The organism is Paenibacillus sp. Y660 (assembly GCF_057221575.1).
This window is the reverse complement of sequence record NZ_JBXBBJ010000003.1, coordinates 316,608-333,076: the sequence shown is the minus strand read 5'-3', so window position 1 is coordinate 333,076 and position 16,469 is coordinate 316,608. Positions and strand designations below refer to the sequence as shown.

Sequence of the window (16,469 nt, the reverse complement as noted above, 5' to 3'; positions counted from 1 at the left end):
GTGTTAAATTCTTCATACTGACAGGAGAGGGCTTATGCGTATATCCATAAGCTTATGATAGAGTGGTTCATTTGTGGAACAAATTGCTAAAGGAGGAGAATGATGCACGATCTTCTTGAAAGGCCTTTAGTCGTCCAATCGGATTTATTGGTGCTGCTTGATGAGAGCAAGCCTATGGCACAGGAAGCAAGAGAGAAGCTTGTTCTCTTCATGGATGCCATAAAGAGAGCAGGCTCGATACACACATACCGCATAACTCCCTTAACGCTATGGAATGCGGCAGCAGCAGGAGTCGCAACAGACGATATTATTGGCTTGCTTGTGAAATATGGGCGATATGAGCTGCCTTTTCAGGCTGAGGCAATGATACGCAAGCTGATGGGCCGATATGGGAAGCTTTGGCTGTCGACCGATTTAGGAAAGCTCTTCCTGCATGGTGAGGTATCGATAATGGATGAGCTTACAGATCACAAATCAATAATGAGCTATGTGACATCCCGGTTTGAGGCTGCTTGGGAGCTGAACGATAGCTGTAGAGGGGCTTTGAAGCAGGAGCTGACGCGTCTTGGATATCCAATTATCGATTTGGCGGGCTATCATGCGGGCGAGGAGCTAGCCGTTCAATTGAAGAATCGAACGCAGCATGATCGTACATTTGAGCTAAGGGAGTATCAACAGGCTGCTGTCGAGCTCTTTTATAAAGAAGGTACGGTACAAGGAGGAAGTGGAGTTATTGTACTGCCCTGCGGAGCGGGAAAAACGATTGTCGGCATTGCTGCACTAGCCAGGTTGAGCAGAGCGACGCTTATTCTTACGTCCAACTCCACCTCAGTTAAGCAATGGAAGGACGAGCTCCTTGATAAAACATCACTTACCGACTCTGAGATTGGTCAATATTGCGGTACGCTTCGGCAGGTAAGGCCGGTTACGATTGCCACTTATAATATGATGACGCATCGAAAGACAAAGGATTCGGCCTTTACCCATATGAAGCTGTTCTCTGAACGGGATTGGGGACTCATTATATATGATGAGGTGCATTTGCTGCCTGCTCCAGTGTTTAGGATGACAGCGGATATACAAGCGACAAGACGTCTTGGCCTTACGGCGACGCTTGTAAGGGAAGATGGGTGCGCTGAGGACGTTTATTCCTTGATCGGCCCGAAACAGTACGATATGCAGTGGAAAACAGCGGAGGCCGACTCCTATATTGCCTCGGTGTCGTGTACGGAGATAAGAGTGCCGCTCCATCCGAATAAGGAAGCTTTGTATGCTCAGGCAAGTGCACGCTCGAAGCTTAGGCTGGCTGCAGAAAATCCGGGTAAAATCCCAGTCGTGAAGCAGCTTTTGCGTGAGCATGAAGGCAAGCCTACCCTGATCATTGGACAATATTTGAATCAATTGCATGAGCTGTCCGCTGAGCTGGGTGCCCCTTTGCTTACCGGAGAAGTACCGCAGCAGGAGCGGCAGCAGCTGTATGACAGCTTTAAGGCGGGTCAAATATCCGTGCTTATTGTGTCTAAGGTGGCGAATTTTGCGGTTGATCTGCCTGATGCAGCCGTCGCGATTCAGCTCTCTGGCAGCTTTGGCTCACGGCAGGAGGAAGCGCAGCGGATCGGGAGACTGCTTAGGCCCAAGGCAGGCAACAATTGCGCTTGGTTTTATACCATTGTGACAGACCAAACAAAGGAAACGGAATTTGCGCTCAAGAGGCAGCTGTTTATGCTTGAGCAAGGCTATCAGTATGAGAGAGTTAGCTTGCCTCATGACGATATCAAGTTAGTGGAGGCTGCTGCTCAATGAGAATGCATCAACTGGCAGGGAAATTATCGGAGGAGCGAATAAAGAGCTTTATGCAGGCGTCAGTGTGGCAGTCTGCTAGTCACCGAGGATTGTCCTGGAAGGAAGCAGCTGCATGGGATGAAACCATTCAGGAGGCTGCCGCTTTGCTATCTCCTTATGCGGCGCAGGTGTTAAAGGAAATGCTGCGTTTCTTTTGCGCTGCGCCTGTCGAGGGTGATCGGCTTATTAAAGAATTGCGATGGCATACCGATTTATCCGGTGCTGAGTGTCAGATCGGAATAGCTGAGCTTGAGGAAGCAGGCATTTTATTTTCCGTTACAAAAGTATGGGGAGAGAGCCTGTATTTTGTACCAGTCGATGGCTTCGCCAGTTGGCAGAGGGCACTATTCCCATGCAAGCCTGAACCGATAACCGAAGGGGATAGGGAAAGATTAATGAAAGGGGTCATCAGACCGTATTGCAGGCCTTTTGGCAGGCAGCTGCTTTCCGCTCTTTCGGCATTGGGACGATGCAGCTTGGCGGTTACGGTAAATGGAACGCTGCCGAAGAAAACGATAAACAAGCTGGTACAGGCCGTTGATATAGATGAAAGTTATTTGAAATCGTTTGATCTAAAATGGTCATATTCAGACGTTTATCCATTGAAAGCAGCCTTTATATTGGAAGCGGCTTCCGCCTTTGGTTTGGTTGAAGCGATAGATGGGGCATTGCATTGGAATGAGGCGATGCTCAGCAGTTGGATGAGCACCGAGGAGTCTATGCGAGAGCGTCAATTGATGAACTGGTGTATGGCTTTGCTGCTTCCGGCCGGAGGCGGGAGCGCGCATCTGGCGGCAGCGCTTACGGCTTTGCATGCTGGGGAGTGGTATTCTGAGCGTGAGCTTGACAAGCGGCTAAGCGAAGCTGGCCTGCTGGCAGTTGACGGTACACAGTGTATAGAAGGCAGCAAGGCGCTCAGATGGTACGGACTATTGCATAGTCTCGGCTGGCTTGAGGTTGTGGATAGGTTCCATACTGATGGCAATGAGCTGTTTTTTAGATGGAGGTTTAGAGCTCCATTAAGCGGGGAGAACCAGCAACCGTACACTGCTGAACATCCTTTTATTGCTGTGCAGCCGAACGGAGAAATTATAGTTGAGCCGGAATGCCCTTTTTGGATCAGATGGGAACTTGAGCTTCTTGCGGAACGGAAATCGGATGAGCTGATCGCGATCTATAGATTGGAAGCGTCGTCGATTTCCCGTGCACTGGAGCATGGAAGAACACAAGCTTCCATTCTGTCTTTTCTTCAGCAATCATCGGGCGGTATTTCGCTGCCGCTTGCGGCTCAAGCTTTGCTGGTGGAATGGGCGAGCCGTGCATGCCGCACCGAGTTTGCAGAGGTTGCGCTGCTGCGCTGCGATAACGAAGCGATGGCGGCGATCGTTGAGAATCATCCTGCTATTTCACCTTTGCTTGTGCAAAAGCTGGGTTCCCTTGATTTTATTGTGGACAGGACTCAAATTAGTGCAATTAGAGGCATGCTGCAGAAGGCAGGCTATCCTGCTCGCAAGGCTGTGCTGTCAGACGGTCGGAATGAAGACAGCAGCTATCCGGTTGTCCAACCCGAGAACGAACAACCTGTAGGTCAGCTCTCCACGTGCAATCTAGGCAGACCTGCTCCTGCCTATATTTATGAAGCTTTTCCGCTTTATCATTTTGAACTTAATGAACATGCTGCAAGGAAGAAGCTTCAAACGATGGCTGAGCTTGACCGGGTCCCCGCGATGTGGACGAAGCAGCTGCGTGCCTATCACCACTCCACGAGGAAGGAGCTTATCGAACAAGCCTTGCAATGGCAAATGCCGGTACAGCTGCGAATGGAGCGAGAGCTTCGTTCATTCATACCTGAGAAGCTTGAGCTGCAGGATGACGGCTGGGCAGTCGTCGGATTGCTTCGCGATGAGCCGGAGAGACTGATGATTCGGCTAACTCCGGATATGTGGGAGGAAATGCGGCTCGTCATTCCGGGTCAATGGACTCCAATATAATCTCTATCTATTGGCTAAGCGAATATGATATGATAGTGTAGAATTTAGCGAATTGAAATGAGGTGGATGAATGCCAACTGCTGAAGGTTTAACGGCTATTCAGTTGGAGCAATCGCAAGGCGGCGTTTCTTCTCTCGATATGGCATCGCTGCTGCTTTGCGCCTATGAATTAGGTGACTGGATCAATCAATCGGCGGAAGTTGCCGAATATTTATATTGGAAGTCGGCTGTGAACGAGGACGAAGAAGTGAAGCAAATGACGAAGCGCTTCGCGAAAGCGAAGGAGCTGTTTGACGAATGTCAACGATTTGGCCGCTTTCACCCCGATTACAACGAAGCGAAGGACAAAGTAAAAGGCATTGAGCGAGAGCTAAGCGAAATTGAAAGCGTTCGCCGCTTCAAATATGCCGAGCAGGTCGTAGACGAGATGCTTTTTGATGTCTCTCGTACGATAGCGGAGTCCGTATCGGAAAATATTAAAGTGCCAGGCAATGAAAAGGCTGGCGGCGGCAGTTGCGGAAGCGGCGGTTCATGCAGCTGCGGAAGCGGCGGCTGCAGCTAGGCTTACGCTTTGCACAAAGTAGGTTTGCTACGCAAACCTTAGCACATGCTTACGAAGTAGGTTTGCTACGCAAACCTTAGCACATGCTTACGAAGTAGGTTTGCTACGCAAACCTTAGCACATGCTTACGAAGTAGGTTTGCTACGCAAACCTTACACATGCTTACGAAGTAGGTTTGCTACGCAAACCTTTGGGGAGGGAAAAGATGCTACCGGATCGAACTGGTTATATCGTTTGGGTAAGTGATTTGAAAGCTGCAAGGTCTTTGGAAAGATTCGGGACGGTTCATTACATGTCGCGCAAGATGCACTATGTCGTCATGTACATGAATGCGGAGCGCTCTGAAGAGGCTGTGCGGCAAATGGGGAAGCTTTCGTATGTTCGTAAGATTGAACGCTCCTATCGAAATGAGATCAAGACCGAATATAGCAAGGATAGCGAAGATAAAACAAGATTTTACAGCTTATAATAAGTTTCCCAATAAACATCATCTCAAAACCGACTGAAATTTAGTTGCATCGTTCGTTAAGTTTGTGTAATAATGTAAAATATTACATTCTTGCGAATATCAAGCGCTTCTCAGTGAGAAATAATACTGAGGAGCGTCTTTTTTGTATTAGTGTGCCAAATACTTACAAAAATGGTCTGACTTTAATTTATTGTTGTAATATCGGACAATCGTGGTAAAATGGAATAAAATGCATAGTATAAAAGCCCTGGTTCCTTGGAAGGAGTAGGTTGCGGATTGAAAGATAAAATGACGAGAAGATGGAGCACATATGAGTCGTTTTATATTGATCTGGGTGATAAGAAAGTTGCGGATATCGCAATTACGAACCATGCCAAAAGTCGCTGGTTAGACCGGATCGAAAGCGAGAAAACCGGTTTTGAGGACATTGCTGAATTTCTATGGGAATGTCTGAAGCAAGGACGGGTCGAGCCTTATTACCGCAACGAACAGGATGTTTATCTTATTGACGATGATCTTGTATTTGTTGCTGAATTTGCAGAATCATTAACGGAGACGGATATTACCGGACTTCCTTTACATAAGATGATCATCGTAACCTTTCTGGGACGTATGTCAGAAACCATTGAGCTCAGGGATCTGAAATCCTATTATTCATGGCTTCGTCATTCTAGGCGAATGACTCTTGTGAAGAGCAGTAGAAAACGTAAATAGGACTTTATACCTTTATAAATGGATAAAGCATGCAATCTGCAAAAGATTGCATGCTTTTTTGTTGGGGTTGTAAGATTCTGTACAAGCTATGTAGTATAATATTGACCAGAAGAAAGGATGATTGGTTCATGGCGCTTAATTTTCATCAACTGCATATTTTTTGTACGGTTGCGGAACGGGGCAGCTTCTCGGCTGCGGCGCAATCTTTACATATGACACAGCCCGCTGTCACGATGCAAGTACAGTCGTTGGAGGATTATTTCGGTACGAAGCTGCTGCAGCGTTCTACGAAACGCATTGAGCTGACAGAAGCGGGGCGGGCACTTATGCCTTACGCCCAGCGCAGCATCGATTTAATTCGTGATACGGACCAGGCGATGTCAGCTTTCACGAAACAACTGAAGGGAAGACTCCAGCTCGGCTCAAGCCTAACGATTGGCGAGTACATCTTGCCGCGCTTGCTCGGTCCGTTCGGTCAAGAATATCCGCATATTTCAATAAGCATGAAGGTTATGAATACTTCGCAAATTATGGAGGATATTTTGAATCATCAGCTCAATTTTGGGCTTATCGAGGCTCCTATAAATCATCCGGATATGCATATGGAAGCGGTGATGAGCGATGAGCTGAGATTAATCGTGTCCAAATCGCATCCATTAGCGGAGAGGGCTTCCGTTACGTTAGAGGAAGTTATGGAATACCCTTTTGTGCTGCGGGAGCAAGGATCGGGGACTAGGCTTGTGATGGAAGAACAGCTGCGAAACAAAAACATCGATCCCGCTTCTATGAAAATCGTAATGGAGCTGGGAAGCACGGGTGCCGTGAAGTCAGCGGTTGAAGCTGGCTTAGGCATTTCCTTCATTTCATCCTCATCCGTAAAGCATGAGGTGGCACTCGATTTAATTCGAATGATTAAGGTATCGGATTCGAAGTTTCAACGGCAGTTTTATTCGATTTACTTGAAATCAGCCATTTTGCCGATATCCGCCGTCACTTTTTTATCCTTTTTAAGAGAGAGGGACTTGCAGCAATGGCTATAATTAACGGACTTGCCGATCTGCACACACATACGACTGCTTCCGATGGCATGCAATTACCAGCTGAGAACGTTCGGTTGGCAAAAAAGGCGGGTCTTGCGGCAATTGCCATTACCGATCACGATACCGTTGCTGGCGTAGCGGAAGCGATGCTGGAAGGGAAACGATTAGGTATTATAGTTGTACCCGGCGTTGAAGTGAGCACCGTTGCAAGCGGGACGGATATTCACATTCTTGGCTATTACACCAATAACGACGACGAGAAGTGGCTAACACGCCTTGCAAGCCTCCGTGGATTAAGAGATCAACGGAATGAAATGATCCTTAATAAGCTGAACGAGCTCGGAATAGCGGTCACGATGGAGGAGGTCATAGCTGCGGCGCACGGCAACACTAACCTGGAGACATTGCAGGCGGCAGCTGTTAGTATCGGTCGTCCGCATATTGCTGCTGTGCTTGTAAGCAAAGGCATTGTTTCCGATATGAAAGAAGCATTTGACCGTTACTTAAAAACAGGTGCTGCGGCTTATGTCAATCCTCCAAGACTGAATCCGTTTGAAGCGGTGGATTGGATTCGCGAAGCTGGCGGCACCAGCGTCATTGCGCATCCGGGGTTATATGGCAATGATTCATTAGTCGAGGAAATTATTCGCTATGGCGTTCAAGGGATTGAAGTGTTCCACTCGGATCACAACCCTGAGGATGAAAGCCGATATGCGCAGCTCGCAGCGAAATATCAATTAATTGCGACAGGCGGCTCGGATTTTCATGGTTCGCGTCAAGGCGTTATTTTTCATGGTGAAATAGGCAATCGTACGGTAGAAGCAAAAGTGCTTCAGCAGCTTGAACCTTCCTGGTGGAAAGAACAAAATGAATCATAGGAAGGCGTTCCGAGCAAATTGAGACTGTTCAGTCAGTCATTCATGCATGCGGGTGATAGCAGGAGCTGCGCCAAAAAAACACGGCTGCTTATTCCAAAAGAATAAGCGGCCGTGTTTTTTTCATGCTTCTATAACCTGTTGTTTACTTTAATTCGCTTGCAAGCGATTTAATGCGCTGCTCGTCAGGCGTGATGTATAACGTCTTCTGGTTGTCATAAATAACGAAGCCGGGCTTCGCGCCATTCGGCTTGCGAACATGTCTAATCGTCGTGTAGTCTACCGGAATCGAGCTTGAGTCGCGGGCTTGGCTATAATGTGCGGATAGCATCGCGGCTTCCTCAAGCGTAGCATTGCCGAAGCCGCCGCCTCTAATCACAACATGCGACCCTGGGATATCCTTCGTATGGAGCCATGTATCGGAAGGCGCTGCGAGCCGGTTCGTTAAATACTCATTTTGCGTATTGTTCTTGCCGACATATATCGTTGCTCCCTCAGAGGAGGTATAGCACAGCAAGGTCGGTTTAAGCGTTTTTTTCTTCTTCGGACCGCGCCGGCCGCGCTCCTTCATATAACCCTGCTCAACGAGCTCATCGCGAATCTCGCCAATGTCGCCAAGCGAGGCGTTGTCGACCTGCTGCAGCAGCGATTCAAAATATTGGATTTCGGTACGCGCGATCTCCATTTGCTCGGCAACGATGGACAAGCTGTTCTTATGCTTCGTGTATCGGCGGAAATACCGCTGAGCGTTGTCCGATGGCGTAAGCTGCGGATCCAGATCAATCTTGACTAAAGCCTGCTCCTCATCATAAAAGTTAACGAGCTCAATGGCTGTGTCGCCGCGCTTTATTTGATGCATATAGGCGGTTAGCAGCTCGCCGAGCACTCTATATTTTTCCGCATCCTTCGCTTCAACGAGCGTATCCTCAAGCTTTTTAATTTTTGAAATGTTTTTAGCTTTTTCATTTTGGACGAACCGAATGAGATCCGCAGCGCGCTGCTTGACCGTATCGCGTTCCGCCTTATTGCCATAGAAGCCTTCAAGACAAGCGCTTATGTCTGGAAAAACAACAGCTTCACCTTCTATATGCGTAAGCTCCGTAATAGAGAAAAATGATTTGCCGGAGTCCGGGTTTGTTTTGATCGTTGGCGTATACCGATCCTTCCTCACTTGCTCTATAAAGCTGGAGTAGCTGCTCCATAATGCGGCAAGACCTTGCTGCGATGCAGCTTCTTCACCTGCTTGCTCTGCTGCGTCAATTCTCGCACGGTGCACAAGCTCCTTCGCGAGAAGCGGGCTGAAGCCGCTAAGCTTGTCCACCAGCCTTTTGTACAAGGGGGCAGTCTCGTCGGTGTCGCTAAGCGCATCTAGAAACTGCTGCTCGTTCTCTATGGCTAAAGGATCAAGCTTGCCTTGCTCAGGCGGCGAAGTGTAGCTGCTGCCGGGCAGCACGATGCGATGGCTGCTGATTGCTGGCGTGACATGATGAATGCCGTCATGAATGATGCCCGTTGATGGGTCCATCAAAATAATGTTGCTGTGACGCCCCATAATTTCGACTACTATCGTTTTGTTTGATAGGTCGCCGAGCTCGTCGCGGTGCTTCACTTCGATATGAATGATCCGCTCGCGTCCGATTTGGCGAATGGATTCGATCATGCCTCCTTCACAATGCTTGCGAAGAAGCATGCAAAACATAGGCGCTTCCATTGGGTTGACGTAAGTACCTGTAGTCCAGTGGACACGGGGATAGGTTGGATTGGCGGACAGCAGCAGCTTGCCCTGCGTTCCGGCGCCGCGAATGCTGAAAACAAGCTCGTGATCGGTAGGCTGATGGATTTTATGTATACGCGCGCCAATGCAGCGCTGCAGGTCATGCGTAATCGCATGGGTGACGATACCGTCTAATGCCATGGTGTATAGTTCCTCGCTTCCTTGGTCTTTCTTTCTCTATCATGCCATAGTTGAGACAAAAACTTAAGTCCTTGATGGGATATTTTATGGGCTGTCCGAATACATTTACCCTATAAAGGCTGTCCGAGGGGCCGGCGTCGTTGCTGCTTGGCTCGGCATATTACGGGAGGGAGTTATACCATGGAACAAATGAAATGGCATCAAATGGGGACAATTGAGCTGGTTGATGCGTTAGTCAGCTCCCCAGATCAAGGGCTGACGACGTCGGAAGCGGCGCAGCGGCTGGAGAAGCATGGACGGAACGAATTGACCGAGGGGAAGCGCGTTTCGCCGATATTGCTGTTCCTTAATCAATTTAAAGATTTTATGGTGCTCGTCTTAATGGGAGCGACATTGATTTCTGGCTTGCTTGGCGAATATTTGGACGCGATTACGATCGTCGCGATCATCGCCCTTAATGCAGTCCTTGGCTTCGCTCAGGAATTTCGCGCGGAACGCTCCTTGCGGGCACTCAAGGAATTGTCAGCCCCAACTGCAAAAGTTATACGCGGCGGGGAATTGCTGACTGTCCCGGCTAAGGAGCTTGTTGCCGGAGATCTTATTTATTTGGAAAGCGGAGACCGGATTCCGGCTGACGTTCGTCTGCTGGAAGCGAATAGCTGCTATGTCGAGGAATCGGCTCTAACGGGGGAATCTGTGCCTGTCGGGAAGCATGCCGCGGCTATTGGCGAGGATGATCTGCCGCTCGGTGATCAGCGCAACATGGGGTTCATGGGTACGATGATCACGCGTGGAACGGCTAGAGCTGTTGTCATTCGTACGGGCATGGATACGGAGATGGGCAAAATTGCGGGACTTATCGAGCAGACGGAGTCGATGGAAACACCGCTGCAGCACCGTCTGGAGCAGCTGGGCAAAATTTTGATCGTCGTTGCGGTAGGACTGACGATTATGGTTGTCGCAGCAGGAATTTTACATGGTCAGCCTCCGTATGGCATGTTCCTGGCCGGCGTAAGCTTAGCCGTTGCAGCGATTCCGGAAGGGCTGCCGGCAATCGTGACGATCGCACTAGCGCTTGGCGTGCAGCGGATGATCAAGCGGAAGGCTATCGTTCGCAAGCTGCCTTCCGTTGAGACGCTTGGCTGCGCATCGGTTATTTGTTCGGACAAGACGGGAACGCTGACGCAAAACAAAATGACGGTTACCCATGTGTGGATTGGCGGAAGACAGCTTGAGGTAAGCGGAGAGGGTTATGATCCGACCGGTGCTATTTATGAAGCGGGCAGCGCCCTTGATATTAAGCATGATCAATCTGTAAAACGTCTTCTTCAAATTAGCGCATTATGCAATAACGCTCAAATCGTGAAGGTTGAGTCAGCGGAAACGGGCAAACGCAAGAGCAAGGAAGTTCAAGAAGAATGGGTGCTTAAGGGTGATCCGACAGAAGGTGCGCTAGCCGTCCTGTCTGCCAAGCTGGGCTCATCCGCCAAGGCGCTTGAGCAGCTTTATAAGCGGGAGAAGGAATTTCCGTTCGATTCGGAGCGGAAACGGATGTCGGTCGTGGTGGCGCATCAGGGCGGACGTCTCGTCTGTACGAAAGGCGCTCCTGATCTTCTCATGGATCACTGCTCGTATGTACTTTGGGAAGGAAAGGTTGTGCCTTTCACCGCCACATTAAAACGCAAGTGTGCGGAGGCAGGCGAGCTAATGGCGCAATCGGCCCTTCGCGTGCTAGGACTTGCCTATCGTGATTTGCGTGCCGGTGATGTATGCGAGTCGGAGAGCGACGCCGAAAGCCAGCTAGTCTTTGTCGGCTTGACCGGCATGATCGATCCGCCGCGCCGCGAGGTGAAGGAAGCGATAGCAAACTGCAGACGCGCGGGAATCAAGACAGTTATGATTACCGGAGATCATCAGTTGACGGCGGAAGCGATTGCTGGACAGCTCGGCATTATGCCGCGCGGCGGCATCGCAATGAGCGGCAGGCAGCTGGAAGCGATGGACGACGAGCAGCTTGACCGGCTCGTGGACAATATTTACGTTTACGCGCGCGTCTCGCCAGAGCATAAATTGCGGATCGTCAAGGCGCTGCAGCGCCAAGGGCATGTTGTTGCTATGACGGGGGATGGCGTTAATGATGCTCCTGCGATAAAAGCGGCTGATATCGGCATCGCAATGGGCATCACCGGAACGGATGTGTCGAAGGAAGCTTCTGCGCTCATACTGAGCGACGATAATTTCTCGACGATTGTAGCCGCAATCGAAGAAGGACGAGGCATTTATGAAAATATTCGCAAGTTCATTCGGTATTTGCTTGCTTCGAACGTCGGTGAAATTCTCGTCATGTTTCTAGCGATGATGGCGGGGCTTCCGCTTCCGCTGGTACCGATTCAAATTTTATGGGTCAACCTGGTCACGGATGGTTTGCCGGCGATGGCGCTCGGCGTGGATCAGGCGGAGAAGGATTTGATGCAGCAGAAGCCGCGTTCGGCCAAAGAGAGCATCTTCTCGCGCCGGCTCGGCTGGAAAATCATCAGCCGCGGCATTTTGATCGGGGTCTGTACGCTTGGAGCATTCTGGATTACGCTGCATGACGCACCAGGCAGCGCTGCGCAGCTCATGAAGGCGCAGACAGTAGCTTTCGCGACCTTAGTTATGGCACAGCTCATTCACGTATTCGATTGCAGGAGCTCGCGCTCTATTTTCCACCGCAATCCGTTTCAAAATAAATATTTGGTGCTCGCCGTACTCTCATCGCTGCTGCTCATGATCGGCGTGCTCTATATTGAAGCGTTGCAGCCGATCTTCAAAACCGTTCCGCTCAACTTCCGTGAATGGTGTCTCGTCTTTGTAGCAGCCGGAATTCCGACTTTCGTAATGGGGATTGGCAGCGTGCTTGGCACGAAGAAGAAAAACAACAACAAAACAAAATGGCCGATTGGTCCTCAAACCGCGGCAAGATAACATAAAAATACAAATGATGATACAAATTATGAATAGCCTTTCTCCTTGCTTTGCGGTATGCTATTAGGAAATAATGATAGTTTTATTATACCTAGAGATGCGGCAAGGAGAGGGCTAACAGATGAATTTTACAAAGATGAACGGTTTAGGAAATGACTTTATCGTATTTGCAGGCGAGCAGCAGCTTCCTGATGATGTGGCGGATTTGGCCATCCGACTTTGCAACCGGTTTTTTGGAATCGGCGCTGACGGACTTGTTTACATTCTGCCTTCGGAGCTCGCGGATTTCCGCATGCGCATTATCAATTCCGACGGCTCTGAAGCAGAGCAATGCGGCAATGCGATTCGCTGCGTAGCTAAATACGTTTATGATAATGGCTTAACCGATAAAGAAGAGATTACGATCGAAACGCTCGGCGCCGGCGCTCAAAAGGTGCAGCTTACTGTTCAAGGCGGCGAAGTGTCATCGGTCCGCGTTGATATGGGAGAGCCGATTCTGAGTGGCCTTCAAGTGCCGACAACCGTCGATGCCGAGCGTGTCATTGAGCATCCGATTGAGGTGGATGGACGAGAATTCCGTTTCACCGCTGTATCGATGGGCAACCCACACTGCGTGATCTATGTAGACGATGCTGTTCATTTTGATCTGAACACATGGGGACCCAAGCTTGAGACGCATCCATTGTTTCCTCGCAAAATCAATGTAGAATTCGTCACGGTTACTTCCCGTTCCCATACCGACATGCGCGTTTGGGAGCGCGGCGCGGGCCCAACGCTTGCTTGCGGTACCGGCGCATGCGCAACGGTCGTCGCTTCGGTATTGACCGGCGCAACGGATCGGACGGCTACCGTATCGCTTAAAGGCGGCGATCTTCTCATTGAATGGAACGAGTCCGACAATCACGTTTACATGTCTGGTCCGGCTGCGGTATCATTCCGCGGCTCGTTATAAGAGCAGCGTCAGATGGGTGGTATGAAAATAATGAAACCGGATTTGCGGGAAGCGCTCCAGCAGCGTATCTTGACCGGGGACGGCGCGATGGGAACCTATCTTTATCAGATGGGGTTCCCTGTCGGCGTTTCTTATGAAGAATTTAATACGCTTCGTCCCGATGTCATCGAGAACATTCACCGCCGCTATTACGAGGCTGGTGCGCGTGTCATTGAGACGAATACGTTCTCGGCTAATTTGGAGAAGCTCTCCAAATATGGCTTGGAGGGCGAGATGGATGCAATCAACCGTGCGGGCGTACGCGTTGCTCGAGCAGCGATCGGCGATGACGCTTATGTCGTAGGCGCGGTTGGCTCTATTCGTGACGGCAAGCTGAAAAATTTGCGAACGGCAAAAGTAATCGAAGCCTACCAGCGTCAAATGCATGCTCTTCTTGACGAGGGCGTGGACGGGCTCCTGCTCGAAACGTTTTACGATCTTGATGAAATGCTGCTTGCTCTTCGCATTGCGAGAGCGGCATCCAACGTGCCTGTCATTTGCCAGTTTGCGGTCGAGGATGTTGGCCGCACGCAGGATGGCAATGGGATGAAAGGGGCATTTGATCAGCTCCAAGAGGCTGGGGCTGACGTTGTAGGCTTTAATTGCCGCAGCGGCCCTAACGGAATTATGAGAGCGATTGATTCGATAGCAGGACCAGTTGGATTGCCGTTATCGGTATATCCGAACGCGGGCATACCTGATTATATTGATGGCAAATATGCGTACAGCGCTGGCCCGGAATACTTTGCAGAGTCAGCCCAGCGCTTCGCTGATCGCGGCGCGCGCCTGATTGGCGGCTGCTGCGGAACGACGCCTGAGCATATCAAGGCGATAGCTGCAGCACTTGACGGTTATATTCCTAAGCTCGAACAAGCTTCGGCAGCCGCTGTGATCGAGAAGATTGTCGTAAAGCCTGTTGAGAAGCCGGCAGAAGCGGAAGCTGCACCTCAGAAGGTTGCGGTGCAGGAGCCGTCAATCGTTGATCTAGTGAGAAAGCGCCATACGGTCATCGTTGAGCTTGATCCGCCTCGTGATTTGGATATCCGCAAGTTTATGGATGGCGCGGCAGCGCTGAAGGAAGCGAAGGCGGATGCAGTCACGATGGCAGACAACTCGCTTGCGGTTACTCGTATGAGCAACATTGCGCTAGCGGCGCTTCTGCAGGAGAAAGTAGGCATTCGTCCGCTCGTTCATATCGCATGCCGCGACCGCAACCTGATCGGGACGCAGTCCCATATGATGGGATTGGATGCGCTCGATATCGATCATGTGCTGGCTGTAACGGGTGATCCAGCCCGGTTCGGCGACCTGCCGGACTCAAGCTCGGTTTATGATCTTACCTCATTCGAAATGATTCGGATGATCAAGCAGTTGAATGACGGAACGGCCTTCTCGGGCAAGCCGCTCAAGCAAAAGGCGAAGTTCGTAGTAGGCGCGGCATTTAATCCGAATGTCAAGCACTTGGATAAGGCTGTTCAGCGACTTGAGCGCAAAATCACTTCAGGCGCGGACTATATTATGACCCAGCCTGTTTATGATCCGGGCTTGATTGAGAGGATGGCAGAGGCGACGAAGCATTTATCGGTACCTGTATTTATCGGCATCATGCCGCTGGCAAGCGGTCGGAACGCTGAGTATTTGCATAACGAGGTGCCGGGCATTCAGCTGTCCGATGAGGTTCGTCAGAGGATGTCGGGTCTAGAAGGCGAAGCGGGCCGTGCGGAAGGCGTGCAAATCGCGAAGGAGCTGCTCGACGCGGCTTTGCCTCATTTTAAAGGAATATATTTAATAACACCGTTTATGTTCTATGATATGGGCGTTCAGCTCACGGAATACGTGTGGAAGAAGACAGAGCGTGTGTAGCCAAATAGGCTGAAATAAATGCGAAAATCAAGCTTTTTTGCTTGTTTTCGCATTTTCGCTTGTTCGTTTGTAAGAAATCAATTAAAATAAAGCATGGATACTGTTGCCTCGCTTACACTGCATGGCAAGGACAGGCTGCCGAGCATCGGCTTCGGCATATGCTTTAGCGTGCTTCGGGACGTATGTCCGGCACTTTTTTCGTCAACAATAGTGCAGTAGTTCTGTCTGTTTTTGGCAAGAACGCAAACTTGTCGTATTCACATTTATAAAATATAAACGAGTATTTGAACATTTGCAGGCAGATGCACAGGGAAGACCGTAGGCGGAGGAGGAACCAGGCTTGGCTATTAAACTTATTAATATCGGATTCGGTAATATTGTATCAGCAAACCGCATTATTTCAATCGTAAGCCCGGAATCGGCTCCGATTAAGAGAATCATTCAAGAGGCACGCGATAGGCATATGCTTATTGATGCAACATATGGACGCCGCACGCGCGCTGTTATTATTACGGATAGCGATCATGTGATATTATCGGCTGTTCAACCTGAGACGGTTGCGCACCGATTATCCACTAAGGACGACGATAACGACGAATAGTACGGGGAGTAATATGGATAAGGGATTGCTAATTGTATTGTCCGGCCCATCAGGGGTTGGCAAAGGAACGGTTTGCTCCGTTCTTCGTAATAAGGTTCCTGAGCTGGTATATTCGGTGTCGGCAACAACCAGACTGCCGCGTCAGGGTGAAGTAGAAGGCGTTAACTATTTTTTCAAAAGCAGAGAGCAGTTCCAGGATATGATTGCGCGAGACGCGCTTTTGGAGCATGCTGAATATGTTGGTAATTACTACGGAACGCCTCGTGATTTCGTGGAACTCACTTTGGCAAGCGGCAAGGATGTTATATTGGAGATTGAAGTGCAGGGAGCGCTCAAGGTGAAACAAAAGTTTCCCGAAGGCATTTTCGTATTTCTGTTGCCTCCATCCTTGGATGAGCTGAAGCAGCGAATTACCGGCCGCGGCACGGAAACCTTGGATACGATCAATAATCGCATGTCTGTAGCGGTAGAGGAAATGAATTTTCTCGGCCACTACGACTATGCGGTATTGAATGATGAGATAGATGCTGCTTGCGATCGTATTCGCAGCATCATGATTGCGGAGCACTGCCGCAGAGAAAGATATTTGCCTTACGTTTCGGGTATGGTTGCCGCAATTGAGAAAGCATGAGTGAGGAGAAT

The 16,469-nt window shown here is 49.8% G+C and carries 13 protein-coding genes; 12 read left to right on the top strand and 1 reads right to left on the bottom strand.

What is annotated here, in order from left to right:
- The first annotated feature begins 99 nt into the window (after positions 1-99).
- The 7 genes from AC2TDN_RS06550 to AC2TDN_RS06520 all read left to right on the top strand — a co-directional run bounded on the left by AC2TDN_RS06550 (position 100) and on the right by AC2TDN_RS06520 (position 7,496).
- Positions 100-1,803 (top strand): DNA repair helicase XPB, encoded by a 1,704-nt coding sequence (locus AC2TDN_RS06550; RefSeq protein WP_484687365.1) that lies wholly within the window; start codon positions 100-102, stop codon positions 1,801-1,803.
- Positions 1,800-3,833 (top strand): helicase-associated domain-containing protein, encoded by a 2,034-nt coding sequence (locus tag AC2TDN_RS06545; protein ID WP_484687364.1) that lies wholly within the window; start codon positions 1,800-1,802, stop codon positions 3,831-3,833. The genes AC2TDN_RS06550 and AC2TDN_RS06545 overlap by 4 nt, the downstream gene beginning before the upstream one ends.
- Positions 3,834-3,903: 70 nt before the next feature.
- Positions 3,904-4,395 (top strand): YlbF/YmcA family competence regulator, encoded by a 492-nt coding sequence (locus tag AC2TDN_RS06540; RefSeq protein WP_484687363.1) that lies wholly within the window; start codon positions 3,904-3,906, stop codon positions 4,393-4,395.
- 205 nt (positions 4,396-4,600) lie between these two features.
- A complete protein-coding gene (locus tag AC2TDN_RS06535) occupies positions 4,601-4,864 on the top strand; it encodes a YlbG family protein (protein ID WP_053375618.1) in 264 nt (87 codons plus the stop codon).
- A gap of 276 nt (positions 4,865-5,140) precedes the next feature.
- On the top strand, positions 5,141-5,578 hold the full coding sequence (locus tag AC2TDN_RS06530) for a hypothetical protein (RefSeq protein ID WP_484687362.1): 438 nt from the start codon (positions 5,141-5,143) through the stop codon (positions 5,576-5,578).
- 128 nt (positions 5,579-5,706) lie between these two features.
- Positions 5,707-6,618, top strand: a complete 912-nt coding sequence (locus tag AC2TDN_RS06525; RefSeq protein ID WP_169083165.1) for a selenium metabolism-associated LysR family transcriptional regulator — start codon at positions 5,707-5,709, stop codon at positions 6,616-6,618.
- Positions 6,609-7,496, top strand: a complete 888-nt coding sequence (locus AC2TDN_RS06520; protein ID WP_484687361.1) for a PHP domain-containing protein — start codon at positions 6,609-6,611, stop codon at positions 7,494-7,496. The genes AC2TDN_RS06525 and AC2TDN_RS06520 overlap by 10 nt, the downstream gene beginning before the upstream one ends.
- A gap of 142 nt (positions 7,497-7,638) precedes the next feature.
- Here the strand turns inward: AC2TDN_RS06520 and AC2TDN_RS06515 are convergent, their stop codons facing one another.
- Complete coding sequence (locus tag AC2TDN_RS06515) at positions 7,639-9,408, bottom strand: Rqc2 family fibronectin-binding protein (RefSeq protein WP_484687360.1); 1,770 nt, start codon at positions 9,406-9,408, stop codon at positions 7,639-7,641.
- Positions 9,409-9,588: 180 nt separating this feature from the next.
- On the opposite strand from AC2TDN_RS06515, the gene AC2TDN_RS06510 reads away from it, so the two are divergent.
- The 5 genes from AC2TDN_RS06510 to gmk all read left to right on the top strand — a co-directional run bounded on the left by AC2TDN_RS06510 (position 9,589) and on the right by gmk (position 16,458).
- The gene (locus AC2TDN_RS06510; RefSeq protein WP_484687359.1) at positions 9,589-12,372 is read left to right on the top strand and encodes a calcium-translocating P-type ATPase, SERCA-type; all 2,784 of its coding nucleotides are present in this window, start codon (positions 9,589-9,591) and stop codon (positions 12,370-12,372) included.
- A gap of 121 nt (positions 12,373-12,493) precedes the next feature.
- Positions 12,494-13,324 carry a diaminopimelate epimerase gene (gene dapF / locus AC2TDN_RS06505; protein ID WP_484687358.1) on the top strand — a complete coding sequence of 277 codons (831 nt, stop codon included), beginning with the start codon at positions 12,494-12,496 and terminating at the stop codon, positions 13,322-13,324.
- Between the two features lie 30 nt (positions 13,325-13,354).
- Complete coding sequence (locus tag AC2TDN_RS06500) at positions 13,355-15,226, top strand: bifunctional homocysteine S-methyltransferase/methylenetetrahydrofolate reductase (protein ID WP_484687357.1); 1,872 nt, start codon at positions 13,355-13,357, stop codon at positions 15,224-15,226.
- Between the two features lie 340 nt (positions 15,227-15,566).
- Positions 15,567-15,827, top strand: coding sequence for an extracellular matrix/biofilm regulator RemA (gene remA, locus AC2TDN_RS06495; protein ID WP_005548256.1), 261 nt, complete (start codon positions 15,567-15,569; stop codon positions 15,825-15,827).
- 13 nt (positions 15,828-15,840) lie between these two features.
- Positions 15,841-16,458, top strand: coding sequence for a guanylate kinase (gmk, locus tag AC2TDN_RS06490; RefSeq protein ID WP_482065630.1), 618 nt, complete (start codon positions 15,841-15,843; stop codon positions 16,456-16,458).
- Positions 16,459-16,469: the final 11 nt, after the last annotated feature.